The sequence below is a fragment of the Neorhizobium sp. 2083 genome (genome assembly GCF_031455615.1).
GTDB lineage: Bacteria > Pseudomonadota > Alphaproteobacteria > Rhizobiales > Rhizobiaceae > Neorhizobium.
The window spans coordinates 431669-449858 of the sequence record NZ_JAVDTC010000004.1; the positions used below are offsets into that span (position 1 = coordinate 431669).

19 protein-coding genes are annotated in these 18190 nt (G+C 60.3%); 8 read left to right on the forward strand and 11 right to left on the reverse strand.

All coding sequences use genetic code 11. The annotated features are described in order from the left end of the window. The 4 genes from J2X76_RS18295 (at position 1) to J2X76_RS18310 (ending at position 8635) form a co-directional block, all read left to right on the forward strand. Positions 1-3099, forward strand: coding sequence for a transglycosylase SLT domain-containing protein (locus J2X76_RS18295; RefSeq protein ID WP_310218698.1), 3099 nt, complete (start codon positions 1-3; stop codon positions 3097-3099). Further along, a complete protein-coding gene (locus tag J2X76_RS18300) occupies positions 3099-6101 on the forward strand; it encodes a hypothetical protein (protein WP_310218699.1) in 3003 nt (1000 codons plus the stop codon). Before J2X76_RS18295 ends, J2X76_RS18300 begins: the two co-directional genes overlap by 1 nt. Next, positions 6101-6304 carry a hypothetical protein gene (locus J2X76_RS18305; protein WP_310218700.1) on the forward strand — a complete coding sequence of 68 codons (204 nt, stop codon included), beginning with the start codon at positions 6101-6103 and terminating at the stop codon, positions 6302-6304. Before J2X76_RS18300 ends, J2X76_RS18305 begins: the two co-directional genes overlap by 1 nt. Positions 6305-6379: 75 nt before the next feature. Beyond that, complete coding sequence (locus tag J2X76_RS18310) at positions 6380-8635, forward strand: right-handed parallel beta-helix repeat-containing protein (RefSeq protein WP_310218701.1); 2256 nt, start codon at positions 6380-6382, stop codon at positions 8633-8635. 33 nt (positions 8636-8668) lie between these two features. Here the strand turns inward: J2X76_RS18310 and J2X76_RS18315 are convergent, their stop codons facing one another. Next, positions 8669-9499, reverse strand: a complete 831-nt coding sequence (locus J2X76_RS18315; protein WP_310218702.1) for a hypothetical protein — start codon at positions 9497-9499, stop codon at positions 8669-8671. 236 nt (positions 9500-9735) lie between these two features. Between J2X76_RS18315 and J2X76_RS18320 the strand changes: the two genes are divergently transcribed. The 3 genes from J2X76_RS18320 to J2X76_RS18330 all read left to right on the forward strand — a co-directional run bounded on the left by J2X76_RS18320 (position 9736) and on the right by J2X76_RS18330 (position 11822). After that, entirely contained in the window at positions 9736-10488 is a 753-nt protein-coding gene (locus tag J2X76_RS18320; protein WP_310218703.1) for a lysozyme, read from the forward strand. Beyond that, complete coding sequence (locus J2X76_RS18325) at positions 10485-10874, forward strand: hypothetical protein (RefSeq protein WP_310218705.1); 390 nt, start codon at positions 10485-10487, stop codon at positions 10872-10874. The genes J2X76_RS18320 and J2X76_RS18325 overlap by 4 nt, the downstream gene beginning before the upstream one ends. A 264-nt stretch (positions 10875-11138) precedes the next feature. After that, the gene (locus tag J2X76_RS18330; protein WP_310218706.1) at positions 11139-11822 is read left to right on the forward strand and encodes a hypothetical protein; all 684 of its coding nucleotides are present in this window, start codon (positions 11139-11141) and stop codon (positions 11820-11822) included. A gap of 100 nt (positions 11823-11922) precedes the next feature. On the opposite strand, the gene J2X76_RS18335 is transcribed toward J2X76_RS18330, so the two are convergent. The 8 genes from J2X76_RS18335 to J2X76_RS18370 form a co-directional block, all read right to left on the reverse strand. Further along, entirely contained in the window at positions 11923-12069 is a 147-nt protein-coding gene (locus J2X76_RS18335; RefSeq protein ID WP_310218708.1) for a hypothetical protein, read from the reverse strand. Beyond that, a complete protein-coding gene (locus J2X76_RS18340; protein WP_310218709.1) occupies positions 12066-12254 on the reverse strand; it encodes a hypothetical protein in 189 nt (62 codons plus the stop codon). The genes J2X76_RS18335 and J2X76_RS18340 overlap by 4 nt, the downstream gene beginning before the upstream one ends. After that, positions 12251-12925: an SOS response-associated peptidase gene (locus J2X76_RS18345; protein WP_310218710.1), complete on the reverse strand. Its 675-nt coding sequence runs from the start codon at positions 12923-12925 to the stop codon at positions 12251-12253. Before J2X76_RS18345 ends, J2X76_RS18340 begins: the two co-directional genes overlap by 4 nt. A 10-nt stretch (positions 12926-12935) precedes the next feature. Then, positions 12936-13280 (reverse strand): hypothetical protein, encoded by a 345-nt coding sequence (locus J2X76_RS18350; RefSeq protein ID WP_310218711.1) that lies wholly within the window; start codon positions 13278-13280, stop codon positions 12936-12938. 3 nt (positions 13281-13283) lie between these two features. Beyond that, on the reverse strand, positions 13284-13484 hold the full coding sequence (locus J2X76_RS18355; RefSeq protein ID WP_310218712.1) for a hypothetical protein: 201 nt from the start codon (positions 13482-13484) through the stop codon (positions 13284-13286). Further along, entirely contained in the window at positions 13481-13954 is a 474-nt protein-coding gene (locus J2X76_RS18360; RefSeq protein ID WP_310218713.1) for a hypothetical protein, read from the reverse strand. Before J2X76_RS18360 ends, J2X76_RS18355 begins: the two co-directional genes overlap by 4 nt. Positions 13955-14101: 147 nt before the next feature. Further along, positions 14102-14353 carry a DUF982 domain-containing protein gene (locus J2X76_RS18365; RefSeq protein WP_310218714.1) on the reverse strand — a complete coding sequence of 84 codons (252 nt, stop codon included), beginning with the start codon at positions 14351-14353 and terminating at the stop codon, positions 14102-14104. Positions 14354-14406: 53 nt separating this feature from the next. Continuing rightward, positions 14407-14643, reverse strand: coding sequence for a hypothetical protein (locus J2X76_RS18370; protein WP_310218716.1), 237 nt, complete (start codon positions 14641-14643; stop codon positions 14407-14409). A gap of 358 nt (positions 14644-15001) precedes the next feature. Here J2X76_RS18370 and J2X76_RS18375 point away from each other — a divergent pair, with 358 nt between their 5' ends. Continuing rightward, entirely contained in the window at positions 15002-15748 is a 747-nt protein-coding gene (locus J2X76_RS18375) for a BA14K family protein (protein ID WP_310218718.1), read from the forward strand. Positions 15749-15757: 9 nt separating this feature from the next. Here the strand turns inward: J2X76_RS18375 and J2X76_RS18380 are convergent, their stop codons facing one another. Beyond that, positions 15758-16702, reverse strand: coding sequence for an acetamidase/formamidase family protein (locus tag J2X76_RS18380; RefSeq protein WP_310218892.1), 945 nt, complete (start codon positions 16700-16702; stop codon positions 15758-15760). Between the two features lie 93 nt (positions 16703-16795). Next, positions 16796-18001: an MFS transporter gene (locus J2X76_RS18385; RefSeq protein WP_310218720.1), complete on the reverse strand. Its 1206-nt coding sequence runs from the start codon at positions 17999-18001 to the stop codon at positions 16796-16798. Between the last annotated feature and the right edge of the window lie 189 nt (positions 18002-18190).

Genomic DNA, 18190 nt, shown 5'->3' on the forward strand with positions numbered 1-18190 from the left:
ATGGTCGAAATCCCCACCTCGCGTAATGTCGGGTATTCTGGCACGCGTTCCGGCCGCATTGCGCCCAATGGGCCGACGGTTAGTGTCGGCGCGGCGGTTGCGAATGCCGGGAAGATCGTCGCCGAATCCGCATTCGACCTTCAGGCGTTGGCCGAGCGCGAGCAGGCCGACGTCATGGGCGACAAGGCGAATGCCGTTTCGACCAACCTGACTCGCTTCCTGGGCGAGGAGGAGGAGCGGTTCCGCAAATCGCAAGACGAAAGCAGCGAAAGCGGGATCGGCTTTACCCGCAACTACCTCGAAGGGTGGCAGCAGCGGGCAGACGACTTCGCCAAGCAGAATTTCGCGGGCCTGTCGGAGGATGAGCAGACGCGTTATCTGAACACGCTGATCACGCGCGGCAACGATCTATATTCCAAGGCCGATTCCTTCGAGAACAAGCAGAAGGGGCTCTACTACGATCGGACGACGAATAGCAATCTCGACACGGTCCGCACGCAGATCCGCTATAACTCGGCGGATTTTAACCAGCTGAAGCAGCAGGGGCTTGAGGCTATAGACACGGCAAACATGCCGGAGTCGTGGAAAGCGGCCCGTCGGCAGCAGTGGGAGGCCGACGCTGCCGAAAGCAAATGGCGGTGGAAGTTTCAGAACGCTCCCGATCAGGCACTGCACGAGATCCGTGGCACGGGCGGCACTGATTCTGTTCTCGCTGCCATGGAGGATGTCGAAAGCTCCGGCAATCCGGGCGCTGAATCCTCCAAAGGGGCATCCGGCCTTATGCAGGTCATGCCGGAGACGGGCGCTGAAATCGCTCGCGACCTTGGCGATGCGAAGTTCCCCGCCAATGGTACGGTCGAGGAGCAAAAGGCATATCTGAAGGACCCGGCCGTTAGCCGTCGGTATGGCGACCATTATTACAACCAGATGCTGACACGCTACAGCGGGGACAGGGAAGCGGCGCTGATCGCCTATAATGGCGGCCCGACCCGAGCCGATGCATGGCTTGCCGCTGGTCGCGACGATAGCGTGATCCCGAAGGAAAGCGCCGACTATTACAAGAAGGTTCTGGATAAGGCCAAGACGACCACTTTCACCACGCAGGACGTTTCCCAGGCCAAGGTCTTCTTGCAGTCCAGGACTGACAAGGACGCCAGTCACATTGATGGCCTCGACGATGGCTTTTCCGTAAAGCTGGCCCGCATGTTTCAGGCTGCGCCGCCTGAAATCCAAGCTGGCCTCGGGGTCTACTCCGGTGCGCGCTCCAACGAACGGCAGGCTGAGCTTTGGAAGGAGGCACTGGCGAAGTATGGCTCGGTTGACGAAGCTCGCCGCAACGTCGCCCCTCCAGGCCACAGCAACCACAATGAAAAGGACGGCTTCAAAGCGCGAGCTGCGGATGTCTCATTCAACGGGCAGTCTTTGAAGAATGCGCCGCCGAACGTGGTGAAGTGGGTGCATGAGAATGCCAGCAACTTCGGCCTCAAGTTCCCGCTGGCGAACGAAAACTGGCACATTGAGGACGCAAGCACGCGCGGCGGCAAGGCCCGCCCTGTTGATCCCGACCTTGATGCCATCCCTTACGCTCGCCGCGAGCAGTTGGCATCTTGGGGTGAGACGCAATACAGCCAGCAGCGCAATCAGGAGCGCGCGGCCGCGAAAGACAGCTACAGCCTGATGATCGCGACACAACCTGAACAGATGCAGGAAAGCGTGATCCTCGCTGACCGTACGATCGACAACGGGGACAAGGCGCAGCTTATCACGTCGCTTCGTTCTGCGCTAAAGGAGACATCTGGCGTCAATGCCTTCATCAACGCAATGGGCGACGGCGGGATATCGGTCAATCCGTTTGACGATGACCAGAGGAAGATCGCCGACAAGGCCTATGAAAAGATGATGGGGTCGGCTCAGCCCGAGCAGCGCGCCGCGGTGACATCGAATTTCGTGGCGAGCACTGGCTATATCCCACAGAAGGTGCAGGCGGAGCTTCGCCGTGGGGCGTCATCGACGGACGTAGCACAAGTATCACAGGCCATGGAGGCGGCAAGCGTCCTGCAGAAGAACGCTCCGATATCATTTGGCTCTTTCGACGGCAGTTCATCGATCGCCAAGAACCTCGATCTCTACAAGACCTATACGCAGGGCATGGGCTATACCGCCGACGAGGCGGCCAAGAAAATCATCGCGGCAAACGACCCGGAGCAGATCCGTCGGCGCGATGCGATCCTGAAGTCCGAGCCGGTCAAGAAGCTCCTCAAGGACCAGAGCGCCAGCAATGTGGCTGCTATCTTCGACAAGGGCATATTCAGCCGCGCTCCGACCGTCGGCGCGTCTGCATCGCAGGATCAGATCAAGGTCGGCGTCAATCCTGAAGCGGAAGCGGCGATCGTGGCCGATTACCGCAGCGTGCTCGAAGAGGCGCTTGTTGACGCCAACGGCGACCAGGATGCAGCCGCAGATATTGCCAAGCGGCGTTTCCAGACGGTCTACGGCACGACATCGCTCAGCCCGCTGTCGAGCAACATCGTTGTGAAGTATCCGCCAGAGAAGGCATATCCCGTAGGTCCGGACGGAACGCACGCCTATATCGGCAACCAGCTCAAGGATACGATGAAGGCCGAAGGCATTGAGGCCGACGCCTTCTACCTGCAGGGCGATCAGTCTACCGAGCAGGACATCAAAGCTGGTCGGCCGGCACGGTATCAGGTCTTCTATGAGAAGGACGGCAAACTGCAGCGCTTCAATATTCCGTTCTATGCCGATGTGGATGCCGAGAAAGCGGCATTGAAAGCCAAGCAGGACGAGACGGTGCGCGAAGCTGAGCAAAGGATGCTGCAAAACAGGGCCGGCATACTTGCGGCTCCTGAAGCACCTCGCGGACGTAGCGGACAATCTCTTGAAGGTCCACCGATCGGGATCACCACCGACCGCGAGCGCTTCGACAAGCAGTTCGAAGGCATGGGGCTTTCGAAGGAGCCGCGGGGCGTGCAGCCGCTCAAGGACGCAGTCAATGGGGCGGGAGAGTTCTTCCAAGGCGTGTTCGGCCCATCAAAGAGCAATGTGCCTAGCCGGGCTGCCCCGCAGAGGAAGAAGTGATGCCGCTCGACCGCTCGCGTCCACTGCCAGATGTTGGGACAGTCGGGGTTTCGGCGTATGACGCTCCCGACCCTTCTTTTCTCGACACGCTCGGCGCCGCTTTCAGACAAGAAAACCTGATCGGCTCGGCCTTGACAAACACCTCGATCGGCATCGATCCGCGAGAGCTTCGCAAGGTCGACCCGGAATTCAACGTTTATCAGGACCCGGAGTTCTCTTCCTACGTACGGGAAGCGCCTGACGATTGGGACGATGTCTATAACCGCACCGCTGCGGAGGCTAAGCGCGCGCAGATCGATAAGGAGAGGAAGGATCGGTCCACGCTAGCGGCGTCCGGCTGGACTGGCGTCGGGGCCTCGATACTTGCTGGCGTAGCAGACCCGACCATCCTCATCCCTGGCGGGGCATTGGTACGTGGCGGTCGCATTGGGTATAGCGCCTTGCGCTCTGCTGTCGCCGTGGGCGGCGCTGCGGCTCTTGGTGCGGCCGTGCAGGAAGGCGGGCTCCAAGTCACGCAGGAGCTTCGCACTCCCCAAGAAAGCGCTATCGCCATTGGCGGTTCGGCAATTCTCGGCGGTTTGATCGGGGCAGGGGCTTCCAAGTTCCTGTCTGCGGGGGAATGGGGCCGCGTCAGCAAGCAGATCGAAACGGATCTTCTGGATGAGGGCGTAGAGGACGCGGTTGGGATGACCGACACTATCGTCAAGCGCATGCAGTCGGCCGGTGCAGCGGCCGTCGACGAGATTAAGCTTGATGACCTTGGTGTCGGAGGCCCGAAGGCTGCACAGATCGTGGCAAGGGCGACGGCTGCTGCTCGCATTAACCCCGGCGTAGAGACGATGTTCTCGCCGTCGGTAAAGGTCCGCGAAGTCTATAGCCGCATGGTGGACAATCCTGTCTATACGACGATGCAGATGGAAGGCCGGTCGCTCGGAGCAGACGTTGAAAACCTCGTAAAGCAATATCAGCGGGGGGCGCTGGCGCAATGGCTGGAGTCGTCCCGGAACATCTATCGCGAGGCGCGTCAGAGCGGGTATGCCGGCACCAAGACCGAATTCTATCAGGCGGTTGCCAAGGCTGGCCGACGGGGGGATGTCGACCCTGGTGGGAACGAGTTCATTACCCGGGCAGCCAAGGAAGCGCGTTCGACCGTATTCGATCCATTGCTTGAGCGTGCGCAGCGTATCGGCCTCCTGCCGGAAGACGTGAAGGTGACGACGGCGGCCAGCTATGTGACCCGCCTATGGAACCGGCAGAAGCTGATCGGCGAGGAAGAACGGTTTCGGACGATCGCCCGGAAGTACTTCGCCGAGCAGATCGCGAAACTGCCCGAAGGCAAGGGGCCTGACCTGATCAACGATGCCGACCTGAAGGACTATATCGAGGCCGTCGTCGCCAGCGTCTTCAACAATCTGACCGGCAAAGGCATGGCCGATGTGCCGGAATGGCTTGTCCCGGTGAAGCGCGGGCCGCTCAAGGAGCGCACATTCAACATCCCTGACCACCTGATCGAGGATTTCCTCGAAAATGACATGGAGGCGGTGCTCCGGCGCTATACCCGCACCATGGGCGCAGAGGTGGAGCTTGCCGACAAGTTCGGCCGGGCCGACATGAAGACGCAGTTTGAGGAGATCGCAAACGAATATGCCGATCTCCGCGCCAAGGCGAAGACGAATGAGGAGCGTCAGAAGCTCACCAAGGCCGAAGCCCGCGACGTCAAGAACCTCTCCGCCTTCCGCGATATGATCCGCGGCACCTACCGGGCGGCCGACGAAGCCAGCGACTGGTCGAAGATCACCCGGGCGGCGCTGACCTGGAACTATATCCGGCTGCTCGGTGGCGTGACACTGGCGAGCCTTACAGACGCCTCTCGCTTCGTTGCGGTTCATGGCGTGCGCGCCACCATGCGGGAGGCCCTGCCGGCGCTTGTGAAGGGCGTAAGGGCCGCGAAGATATCCAGAGCCGACGCCAAGGCCCTTGGCGCGGTCACAGAGCGCGTTCTTCAATCCCGGCTGGCATCGCTGGCAGACCTGAACGACCCATATGCCTACGGCTCACGGTTCGAACGGTTCCTGTCCAACGCCTCGAATGCCTTCAGCCGGGCGACAGGCCTTGGCTGGTGGAACGACACGCTGAAGACCGTTGCCTCGGTCATGACGCAGAACCGCATGATGCGGAATGCTCTGGACTGGAACGGCGCCGACAAGGCGGAGCGCGCCTATATGGCCTATCTCGGAATTGACGAGGACATGGCCCAGCGCATTGCCGCACAGTTCAAGAAGCACGGGGTGCAGGAGGATGGCATCTACGGCGCCAATGTTGGGCAGTGGGACGACGAAGCAGCCGTCAGGGCATGGGGCGCCGCCCTGAACAAGGACGTAGACCGCACGATCATCACTAAGGGCGTGGCCGATACCCCGCTGTGGATGAAGACGAATTGGGGAAAGCTGATCTTCCAGTTCAAGAGCTTCGGCCTTGCCAGTAACCAGCGCGTCTTGATCGCCGGCCTGCAGGAGAGGCCGCACCGCCTGGCAGAGATGACGGTCATGTCCTCTGCCCTTGGCATGCTGGTCGGCTATCTGAAGTATGTCGAGCGCGGCGATATGGACGAGGCGAACAAGCTGCTCGAAAACCCGGGCCTGTGGGTCGCGGAAGGCCTCGATCGCTCCGGCATCCTGTCTATCCCCTTTGAGATCAGCAACACGGCGGAGAAGATGGGGCTGCCCGGCATTGTTACCGGTGCACAGGCGATAGCGGGAGACAAGGATCAAGGGGGCGGTGCCTCGCGATATGCAAGCCGTGGTAAGCTCGGCGCCGTCCTGGGCCCGTCTGCCGGCCTTTTCGAGGATCTGGCGCTGATTGCCCAGCAGTTGGGCGACGCCGACTTGAAGAAGAGCGGGGCGAATGCCATCATCCGGCAATTGCCAGGCGCTACGCTGCCCGGTATCAGGACCGCGATCCACGTCGGCGTGAAGCCGGCCCTTCAAGAGGCAGTCAAATAGTGCACGATACGGTGATCTTCGTCGGAATGGCGATCACGCTCGGCCTCATGTGGGGCGGGATAAAGATCAAGGGCTTTGCCGGAGGCATCACTGGCTTTCTTGCTGGGGTGGTGTTGACCGGTTTTCTTGCCACACAGGCGGGCGTTGACCTCGGGGCAGGGGTGGGGTGCCGCCGATACAGCTCGTTCGCGGACGACTGCTGACCGGATTTAACTGAAAATCGAAACCTGATCGAAGGCTCCCTTAACCGGGGGCCTTTTTCGTTATGGGAACCCCCGATGCCGACAGAATTCAACGACGACACCCACTATGCCCTGTTCAAGGGGCCTGGTGCGATTCGAACTGGCAACTCCTTCGAAGTCCGGTGGTCCGAAATAACGCTTGCCGCTCTGCGCTCCGCGGGCTTCCTCGACAACATGATCGACGGGCTCGTGCCGCCCACGACCGATAAGCTTTGGCTGGACAAGAACTTCGACCCGGCGGTTCTCAAGGAATACAACCCTGTCGGCGCCGCCTGGGAACAGGTGACAAGCCAGACGCTGTTTGGCCGGCTTCCTTTCCGTGGTGACTGGGATGATGAACCAATCTATAGGGTTGGTGATCTTGTCCGTTATGGGGTCAACATCTGGATTGCGACCCTCCCCAGCCAGAACCATGCCCCGGTTGATGATGCCTATTGGGACGTTTTCATCGACGGCTCCGGCTTCCTCAACCCATCGACAGGTCAATACCGCATTCCCTCATTCGTGGCCGCCGCCGCTGCAGTCATCCCGCTTCTCGTCAATCAAGTGACGGTAGAGGCATACGACCCGAATCCGCTGGTCCCGGCCACTATGGTGGGAACGGCGCAATACACTCGCGTCGCTGCTGATCCTGGGCACGCCCTGTCGTTTGAAAACAACGGGTGGTGGGAGATTTCCGAGACGGTAATCACCATCGAGCATTGCGGCGCGTATGCCGCGGCCGCCGATAATGCCGCCGCCTTGACGCGAGCCGCCCTGTTTTCCTCCCTTTCCAAGGAAACCGTTCACATCCCGAAGGGTACGTTCAACGTAAACGGGGCGTTCTCGATCTACTCCGATACGGTGTTTAAGGGCCTCGGCGCTGTTCGTAGTTGCGTCATTAAGAATGTCGCTACAGCGAGCGGCAGCACAGTACCCGGCAATAATCTCGATCGCGTCAGCCTTAGCGGATTTACGATCGATGGAGGGCGGAGCGTTACGCACACTACGGGGTGGCCGATAACTCTGACCAACTGCCGCGATTGCGAAATCGAGAACATGTATTTCGTAAACGCGCCATCGGAAACCATCGTCATTCGCGATGGAAGCCTTCGGTGCAAGGTACGCCGATGCGTATTCGAGATACAGGGGAACGGGTCTGGCCATATATATCTCCTGAATGGCGGCGACGGACACGAAGTCTACAAAAACTATTTTAAGAACAGCGTCGGCGGCTGTATCTGGCTTTCTGGTGACATCCTCAACACAACGATCGTTGAAAATTGGTGCGACACCAGCGCATACGAGCTGATCGGGGTCCGATATGGCTGCAACGGCGGCCTTATCTTGGGCAATCGTGCGCGGCAGACCGGCGATAATGGGATCAGCGTCACCGGTGACGGATGGGTCGTTTGCGGGAACACCTGCCACGAGAACGCGCACAACGGGATCGGCCTTTACGGAAGCGCGAACACCGTCTTCGGAAATCAGCTTCGCGACAACGGCAAAACCGGAGGAACGCAATATTCTGGCCTGCTTCTACAAGCCGCGTTCGGCGGTCTGTGCCAGAGCAACAACGTTCAAGACAACATAATGGAGAGGAAGGCCGGGCTCGTTACAGAACAGCAGTACGGCATTCGCGCGATCGGGCTCTCTTATTCCGCTTGGGCCACGGCAACGGCCGTCTCTGCTGGAGATTTCCGCTATAACGCTGGTAAACTATATGAGGCGCAAAATTCCGGCACAACCGGAGCGACCGCGCCTACTCACACGAGTGGCACCGCCAGCGACGGAACCGTCAATTGGAAATATTGCGGCGCGACGACCGGCACGAGCAGTATTCCGCGCGTCAACAAGAATACCGTGCGGGGGAACAATTTCATAAATCAGCCAGTGGATTTCAATGACGGTAGCGGAGACCTTAACAACTTCGACCAGCGCGGACAATTCACTCCGGTTCTGGCCGGCGTTACGTCCGCAGGCGCCGGAACGTACAACCAGCAGCAAGGCGAGTACCATCGCGTCGACAACGAAGTTAGTATCTATATCGGGCTCTCTTGGACGGCGCATACTGGAACTGGCGCTATGAAAGTCACCGGACTTCCTTTTACCTGCAAAAGCGGTCAATCGCCCGCGGTCGAGATGTGGATCAATGGTATTCTATGGGGCGGAACGTCTCGGCTGGAAGCGAGCATGACGGGAGGCACTACCGAAGTTCTTATTCAAATGGCTGCCGATAACGGTAGCGTTGTCGGCGTCACTATGGATACGTCTGGCGTCATCCAGCTCAATTTCAAATATCTGATCGCGTAGTTTTGAGGCCGCATATGGAGGCAAAGCTTATCGTTACTCGGCTGCCACTGGGGGTAATATCTTGGCTCTTTCCTCTGCGAATTTGTTCAACCAGAATGGAGGGAGAATGTCTCGATGCTTTTCAATGATAGCTTCCGCTTTCTCCGGGCGGCTTCGTAGCAAAGCGAGCGCTAGGCCGATGGTGCGCCTCCTGGACGATCGTCGGCTTGTAGAGAGCAAAGTAGACAGGCCCTCGTCGTCTTGATCGAAAGTCACCTTTATCAAATTCCCTAGAATGGATGAAGACGCGACTGCGTCCGGGGTGTCATGACCGAGATGATAGGCTTTGAACCCACTCACGCCAGGCATAGCGCGCAGGACGTCAAAGCAAAGACGGTCCAACGGCTCTCTCGGGTCATAAACTACGCAGCTCTTTTTAGGGAGATCCTCCGGCCTTATCTCCATTCCATCGTGCAGGTGCGGCTGGAAGAATCGCGAGAACCGTCGATCCTTCCCTCCGTTATGGCAGGGGTCAATAGACACTTGCGGCGACAAGGCAATGGCTGAATCAGCCATAAGAGCGGCGCCGAATTTCAGGCATCCGTATCCGCCCATGGAAAAGCCATAGGTAAGCCTCTTATCGAAGCCCCTCCAGATGTTCCTGGTGGCTTCAATGGCCTTTATCATGTCAGCCTGAGGAAACCAGGTGTTCTCTTTGCAGACAAACCCGATAGAGGAAAATGGCAGTCTGCTCAGAGCGTTCGCGCCCCAATGGTCCGGGTTGCCCTTGTAAAAATCCATGTGGCCGAATGTGCAGACGAGATACCTAGTGTTTCTAATATCTGCTCGCACGAACATTCGGTCGGTCTCATAGACGACTTCCACTTTGCCTCACCGCACCTAAAATTGCGCCAGTGGTGGCAAGATTAACAAAACATCGAGCCATAGCAACCGTTGATCGCAATAGCCAACATTGGGGGGATTCGGCTGCCATGCGCACCAGCGCTGGGGTCGGTTTCTTTGCCCTAACCTCAAAGGACATCACCCACGGAACTGGCTGCCGACCGGCTCCGGGTGCTTATCCCTGTCCTCACCTTTCGATCACCCCATAGGAGAACCTCATGCTCGTTACCAACTGGCGACGCGTAGTCGCGCTATCCCTGAGCTTCTGGATGCAGGTCGCTGGGCTTGTGGTCCTGATTTTCCCCGAACTCCGCTTTGCCATTACAGGGGTCGATACCGATCCGGTGTTGGTCTGGTGGCTCGGTGTCTTGCTGCTTGTCGCCGGTATCGGCGGACGCCTCTACGAACAGGGGCATTCCAAGTGGGTCGAATGGGTTCGCATTGCCGGCGTGCTCCTGGTGCTCGGGCTCTTATCGCTGTTGCTTGCGACAACGGTCCGGGCTGCCCAGCCAAGCGAGGAAGAAACGCTCGCTATCGCCGTCCCCTTCATTGCGCAGGAGGAGGGTGAGCGGCTGGAAGCATATCTGGACATTGTCGGCGTACCGACCATCTGCTCCGGCTCAACACGTGGCGTTAAGCTCGGCATGCAAATGACGCGAGCGCAGTGCCGCGCTCTTCTGCGTTCGGAGGTGGCCGAGTACCGTGCCGGGTTGCATCGCTACTTCACGTCCATGACCATCAACTTTCGCCTCACGCCTAAGCGGGACACGGCATATACGTCGATCGCATTCAATTGCGGCATCGCGGCGATCGGCAACAGCACGGCGGTAAAACGGCTCAACAACGGCGATATCAAAGGCGGCTGCCAAGCACTCACTTGGTGGGGGAAGGCAGGCGGTCGTCTGATTAGAGCGCTTGTGAACCGCCGCGAGCGCGAACAGAAGCTTTGCCTTGAGGGGCTTGCTGCATGAGCTTCGCGGTGCCCGTCCCCGAGTTTATCAAGATCCCGATCGCCGTCCTGGCCGGCATCGGTGTGTCTGTCCTGTTCTACGAGGGCATCCGCCTTCCATTGGTGGGCCAGATCATCCCAGGGGTAGTATGGTATCGCGTTGATGCCGCCACGTCGAACATGGTCACCAAGTTCGAGCGGGACACACTCGCTGCCCAACTCGACGAAGAACGTCGCCGGCGGGCGATATCTGATGCCGCGACCGCAAGAGCGCAGGAGCGGGCAGACGCAACCGAACTCGCCCGCCAGGCAGCGGCAGCCAAGATTGACGAGCTTGAGGCGGAGGCTCGCAAGAATGGCCTCGACACATGGACCGAGGAGGAGCTGCAATGGTACGGGCGGCATTGATCCTGGTGGCGCTGCTTACCAGCTGCCAGAGTGTTCAGGAGCGCGCTGAGAGGGCGGCAGAGGCGAAGGGGCGGGCGCAAGCCTCAGCACCATTCCCTGACCTTCCCGCCGCCTGCACGGCGAAAGTGGAGCGGGTTCGGCCGAAGCCTGACGAGCCGCGCGTCGTCACGCTGAAACGCTGGGACGTTGTCGCTGGCAATCGCGATCGGCAGGCGGTGGACTGTGCGGCGTGGGGCGCTGACATGAAAGCGCGATCAGCACCGAATGGATGAAGCATCAAATATTGCATTCGCATTGAAAAGGGCACGGGGACCGATGGCAGGGAACGATGATATGGCGAATGGAACCGATCACCGCGTATATACTGATGCCGTAACAGCCCAACTCGGGGAGCGCGTCACCAATCTTGGGCGCCGGCAGACGGACCTTGAGGCGGAAATGCGCGCCGGCTTCAAGGCCATGGAAAACGGCATGACTACGCTGGCGAGCGAGATGCGGACCTCGGTCGCCGCGCTTTCCACCAACCTTGCCGAGCGGAATAAACCTCAATGGCAGGCGCTCGGCGTTGCGCTCACTTTCTGCATAGCCCTTGGAGGGCTTGCCTATTGGCCGATCCAGACGGCCACGACAGATTTGAAGGGAGCCGTTATGGTGATCACCGAAAAAATGGTCACCCAGAAGGAAATGGAATGGCGCACGGCCCGAGGCGCCGAAGACCGCCAGAGGACCGAGCTGGCGATCAAGGAGATCCGCGAAGACCAGGTGCCGCGCAAGGAGTTGGATCGGGTCTTCAATAGCTACGATCAGCAAAAGACGGATATGCAGCGCCAGATAGACGAGGTGAAACAGGCCCAAGGGAACGTCTACGGCGCCAGAGACATTCTCCTTGATCTCAGGGAGCGCATAGACCGGATTGAGCGCCAGCGGCTCTCCCAGCCGGCAAGCTAGGCCTTCCGACCTTCATGTGATACATTCCATCCGCACATTCGATGGCGGACCTCCAGCCCCGTAGCCTTAACCGGCTGCGGGGCTTTTTCTGCGTTCAGGCCTACACGATCCCCAGCATTCGCATGCTCGACCACAGAGCGCCGCCCGTGGCCAGCACGACGATGCCTCCGGCGATGATGAACCAGAACGGGTTCTTCCGCTCGGGCTCGTCGAAGTCTTCGTGGTCAAGCGGCCGGTCGTCCTTCATGCGGCGTCTCGCCGGACCTGCATTCCGCGGTATGTCTCCGGCCGATGCTCCATGCAGAACCAATCTGTCTTCGTCTTGTCCCGCTCGAAGCCGAACCCGCCCCACTGGCTGCAGCCGGGGTACTCGCACCAGTGCTCGAAATGCACCGGCGCGGCGGGATGGATGCCAGTTCTTTCGTCGCTCATAGCAGCGGGGGCTCCTCTTCAATCGGTTTTGCCGGCGGCTCCACGATCACCAGCATGTTGCCCGGTAGCGGCCGTTGCAGGTGCTTGGCTTCTTCCCACGGTGCTGTGAGCCACAGGTCAACTTCTTCCGGCGTCGTCAGGATCGCCGGCATTGCCTTCTGATGGATCGGCGAGACAATTTCGTTCGGCGAGGTGGTCAGGAAGCCGAACAGCTCATATTCGCGCTCGCCGTCGCGAACCTTGCGAATACCGCGCCATGGCGTCCAGAAGCCGGCGAAGAACATAAGTGGGCGTTCCTCACTACCGGCAAACCAAGCGTTCGGCACTCGGCCGCCGGCTGCCTTTTTGGCAGGATCCGGCTCGGCAAAGGATGTGAACGGAACCACGCATCGGCTGGTCGGGCCAAGCCATCGCCGCCAGTGCGGAGAACCGACATTCCGAATGTTCGTAACGCCCGGGTCATAGTTTTTCACGAAGGCCGGCGGCGACGGCATTCCCCAGGTGAGACTCGCAATCTCCCGCTGCCCATCATCGCCGACACGGACGACCGGCGCCTGATAGCCGGGATAGACGTCAAGCGAAGGCTGGTTCCAGCCGGCCTTGTCTCGAAACGCCTTTGTGAACTGCAACACCGCGTCGCGGCTCGTAGTCACGTTGTAGAGATTACACATAGTTGCTCCACTATAGCTTTTTGTCTCGCCATATTGGCCGCTTCACCATTCGGATTTCAACCAGTTCTCGGATCACGAGACCTTTGATTTCCTCTCCCATGACCGTCTTGAAGGCGACTTCCATATAGTCTTTCCTACCGCACTTCTCGCAGCGAAACCGTCGCTGAAGCTTCAAGACGTGCTGCTGCCCCACGATCTTGTAGATATCCATGGGGCGGTAGTAGCGGGTAATCTTCGGACTGCACCAGGTGCAAGTGACCTTGACGAACTGCCCTAAAGTCTCCGCATCCGTCAGCTTTGGGATCTGATTTTCCCGATAAGGGTGCGCCGATCCCTTCCACTCCACGTCCGGCACGGTTCAGCGCTCATAAGTCGGCCGCCATCCACGGGCGAAGCCACGGCTGCCGGCGAACTCCGCAATCTCCAACTGCATGCGCAGAAACTGGCGATCCTTGATCAGATCGGCGATTGCAGCCTTCATGTCCCCATCATGCCAGGCAATTTCCGCCTCGACCGCCCAACGGATTTCATCCGGCTCCGGCTTAGGCAGCGCAGTCATGGGAGGTCTCCGAACTCGAAGCCGAACACCTTCGGCCGCTCTCTCCATCGTCCGTCTGCTTCCTGGATGCGTTCGACGGAGCACACCCCAATCATCGGGCGGCCGCTCTTTTCCATATCCTCATAGAGCCGATCGAGCGCCGTCTGAGCATCCTTCGCATTCCCCCACTCGGTCAGCGCCGCCGCGGGGATTTCCAATGTGTCCTTTATGCCGCTCTTCCAAAGGATGCGGTAATCTCCCGTTTCCATGTCGTGCGCGACTTCGATCCAGGATGCGGTCGGCCAGTCGGTATAGCCTTGAAAGCCCATGATGCCGCCACGGTAGAAAACGAACCTATCTGCCGCCGGATGTTCGGCGATGGCCGCGGTGATCTCTTTGCTGGGCTCTTCGGTCGCTTCCAACATTCCGACGGAGTAGGATGTATTCCACATGGGATCATCTGGTGGTGCCGGCACAAACTCTTTGGACATGGCTTCTCCTTCGCGCCGAAGCGCGTTGCATACGTCTGATTTTCAGGTGGAGCGCCGCCGCCTCGCGGCTCCGATGTTCTAATTATGTTCTCGTTCGAGGATGAGTCAATTAGCGAAAGAAAAGATTCATCCGAGCCTCGATCAGCTTTACTGGTCCCGCACGAACACGTCAGCTTCCCGGGCCGCATCCAGAAACGCACGCCGCGCCTCCGATGGCGGCTTCTTGCCTTCGAGCACATCAAGGCACACCTGGCGCGCCCGTCGATATTGCCTGCCCTTGGCGATCGGCCATTTGGTGAGGAGAACGCGAGCCGCTTCGCCCGTGCTGGTGATAGTACGGTATCCGCCCCTGGTGTCTTCCTCAAAGGTGACGGGTTTGCTCCAACGCTTCGGATCCATGACGCTATACCTCCGATGGAGGATTCAATCGCCCGCCGGCCGAATCGTTCCAGTCAGTCGAGGTTTCGGCGCAGCGCCTTTATCAGAGCATCCACCTCGGCGTTTGCGCCGTGCGCCAAAACCAGATTGTCGGCAACTTCGATGATCGCCGTCAGCACCTCGACCTCGTTCCACCCAGCATTCACGGCCGATTGGATAACGTCCTGCAACGGGATCTCGATCGCCATCTGGCAGAGCAGGTGCCGGTTCTCGTCGCCGGCCGCGACCGTTGGGGGAGGGATGTCGACCATAAGGGGATGATAGTGCGCCAGAGCCGATTATCCACAGGCTCCGATTTCGGTGGATTTCATTTTACAGTTCACTCTTGACGATGCTGGAAATGTTGGGCTGTATGCGGCTTCATTTTACATAGCCGCTCCCGCTATCGTGCTGATTACCCATTCGATACGATGGGCCTCTTAATCAGCGGGTCGTAGGTTCGAGCCCTACATCACCCACCATCTCCTCTTTCGAAGAGTTGGCTGAAGACGGGCGCATGTCGCCCTGTCATCATCCGTGATCTCCAGTCCTGTTTCTTTTGGTTCTTTGACGGGAACTCCCGTGCCTGATTCGGCATTTGGACTGCAAAACGGAAATGGGAGCGCGGTCGTGAAGCCAATCCTTTTGCTCTTGGGAAGCCTTGTCCTGCTCGTGCTGGTATTTTTGAGCGGTGTGATCATCACCGCCAACGTGATTGCGGAACCCGAGCCCCACAAATTCGCCCATATGGACACGCCCGATCTTTGGACGTCGCAGCCGAAGGCCGTCGATACCGTGAAACAGGACTATCAACGCCTGCCCCCGGCGAGCCCTGCCGTGACGGTGGCGGCCGAGGGACAGACGGGGGCGGCCGTCCCGCAACCGGCCGCGGCTGTCGATCATACCGTGACAGCATCCATTAATCCGCAGCACTCGGACGGCGTGTCGCAGCCGCAGGAGCAGCGGAAAGCCCTGGCCGATCCTGCGCAGGCTGACTGGTGTGCCGCGCGCTACAAGTCCTACCGCGTGGAGGACAACAGTTACCAGCCGCTCAGCGGCGGCCCCCGCCGGCAATGCCAGGCACCGGGTGTTTCAACGGTCTCGGCTTCCGCCGCGCCGATGCCCAGCCAGCCGCAATCGCTGCCAATGCAGGATGAATTGCAGCCGCTGCCGGAGACACCCGCCGCCCGCGCCGATCAACGAGCCCGTGACGGAGCGTCGGGTTATGCCCAGTCGCAGGTGATCGACACCGGCGCGCCGGCCGGATCCCATGAGGAATGGTGTTTCGCCCGTTATCGGTCTTATCAGCCAGAAGACAACAGCTATCAGCCCTTTGCCGGCGGCCCGCGCCGCCAATGCCAGTCGCCTTTCGGCTGACCTGAAGCTTCAGGCGGCGCGGTCGACCAAGGTTTTGGCGATCATCATATGGACGCCCTTGCAGCCGTTGACGGTCTGGGTGATGCGCAGGTCGCCGGCGAGGCTGCAGAGCGTATAGGCGTCCTCGCGCGACAGGCCGCCCTTTTCGCCGAGAAGCACGATCATGTCGCGCAGCGCCACCACGGCGCATTGGTCGAGGTCGGGATCCATGCCCATGGTGATGTAATGGGTCGGCGTTTCGGCGCGGGGGTAGGTGAAATCGAGGTCTCCGCGCACAGTGAGCTGGAAGGTGCCGCGCAGCGCCGTTTCGATGGCGGTGATGCAGACCTCGCCGTCACCCTGGGCGCCGTGGCCATCGCCGCAGGAAAACAGGGCACCCTCGTTGAAGATCGGCAGGTAGAGGATTGTGCCGGCGACCAGTTCCTTGTTGTCGATATTGCCGGCATGCGCGCGCGGCATGATCGAGGTGATGCGGCCCCAGTTCGGCGGCGGAGCGACGCCCATGACGCCGAAGAACGGGGCGAGGGGCAGCTCGAGCCCCCATGGCAGGCGGCCGATATTCTTCTGCTTGTCGAGCGGGATGGTGATCATCCGCGATGTCTCGAAATCGTAGGGAAGGGTGCCGGCCAGCGGACGGATGACGTTGTAGCCCCAGTCCTGGCGCAGCTCGACATCGAGGATCTTCACCTCGAGCACCTGGCCCGGCTTGGCGCCGCGCACGGCCACCGGTCCGGTGAGGATATGACCCTGCATGATCGGCCGGCAGTTCGCATGAATTTCGAGATGTTCGGGAAGGATGGTGAAGCCTTCCTTGGGCAGGACTTCCGCGGGGCCGGAAACGGAATCGATCACCACCGTGTCACCGCTATCGATGGTCAGCACCGGTTCGAGGGCGGCGTCGAAATAACCCCAGGCGCAGGTTTTGGAAGACGCGGCGACGTGATGCCTCATGATCTGGCTCCCCGGTTCGATCAAGGGCAGACTATCCGAATTCGCGATGCATGCCAGTCCCGCAAATCCGGACCTCTCGATCTTCCAGACGGCGTTTCAGGCAGGCCGGGCGGTCTCGTGCGGGGCGGCGGCGATGCGCCGTTCGATCTGGCGCAGATAGAGCGCCAGAACGAGGCCGAGCCCGGTGGCCGCGGCAATGTAGAAAGGGGCCCCGTGCCAGCCCGAAGCTGCGACGATCGAGGCGAGCAGCATCGGCCCGAAGACCTGGCCGATATTGGAGCCCTGCATGACGAAGCCCGAGAAGGTGCCGACGAGATCGCGGCGCGGGGCGTAGACGGGCAGCGACCCCATGATGGTTGCCGGCAGGACGCCGCCCGACACCGCATAGAGCACGGACGCACCGTAGCGCATCCACAGCGGAAAGCTGTGCCCGAAGACGATGAAGGCCGTGAGGCTCAGCATCACGCAGGGGCCGCCGATCAGCACCCAGCGCGGGGCGCCCCAGCGGGCGAAGACGCCGCCGATCAGGTTACCGACCCCGTTGGCCAGCACCGCGAGCGCGGTCAGGATCGACGCGGCCGTCAGGCCGATGCCCATTTCCTCGATCAGCAGCGTCGGAAGGAACCCGAAGACGGACATGAAGCTTGCGCTATAGACTGCAAAAATGCCCGAGAGTATCCACGATACCGGCCGGGACGCGGTGAGCTTGACGGCCGTCAGCAGCGACGTCGCCGGATGTCCGGTGCCCTGCTGTTCCGGAACGCGCATCACCAGCAGCGCGATCATCGGGACGATGCTGAGCAGCGCGGCAAAGATCCACGAGCCCTGCCAGCCGAAGCTCGGCAGCAGGAACGGCGAGATCATCATCATCATCGACACGCCGACCGGCACCCAGATTCCCCAGAACGCGAAGGCGAGGCCCATGTCGCGCGGCTCGACCGAGGCGGCGATCAGGCCGGGGGCCGCGACCGACACCATGATGAGGCCGACGCTTTCAAGCGCGCGGCTGGCGAAGATCACCGTCTGCGAATGGGTGAGGGCGCCGATCAGGCTGCCGGCGATCAGCAGCGCGAGGCCGAGGATCATTGCGCGCCGGTGCGTCAGGTAATCGGTGAAGCGGCCGATCAGGATGCCACCGGCCGCGCCCAGCGCGCTGACCAGGCCCATCAGCCAGCCGGCGGCCACCAGATCGATGCCGAGTTCGGAACGCAGCATGGGAATGGCGGGCGGCACCTTGCCGATATGCAGAGCTGCGGCGATGCCGCCCAGAACGGCGATCGTGACATGTCCCCAACGCGTCATGCGGTCTTTATTCCAATCATCGAACAAACATCCGACCGCTTTATCACCCCGACGCGAACCGAGGCATAAATTCCTTCGCGGGCGGCATGATTTCTTGACCGATTGGGGATGCGGGGCCTGTTCCCGTTCGGACGACGCTTCGTCGGGGCATCAACGCCCCGCACCGTGGGAGGCCCGACATCGATGCGC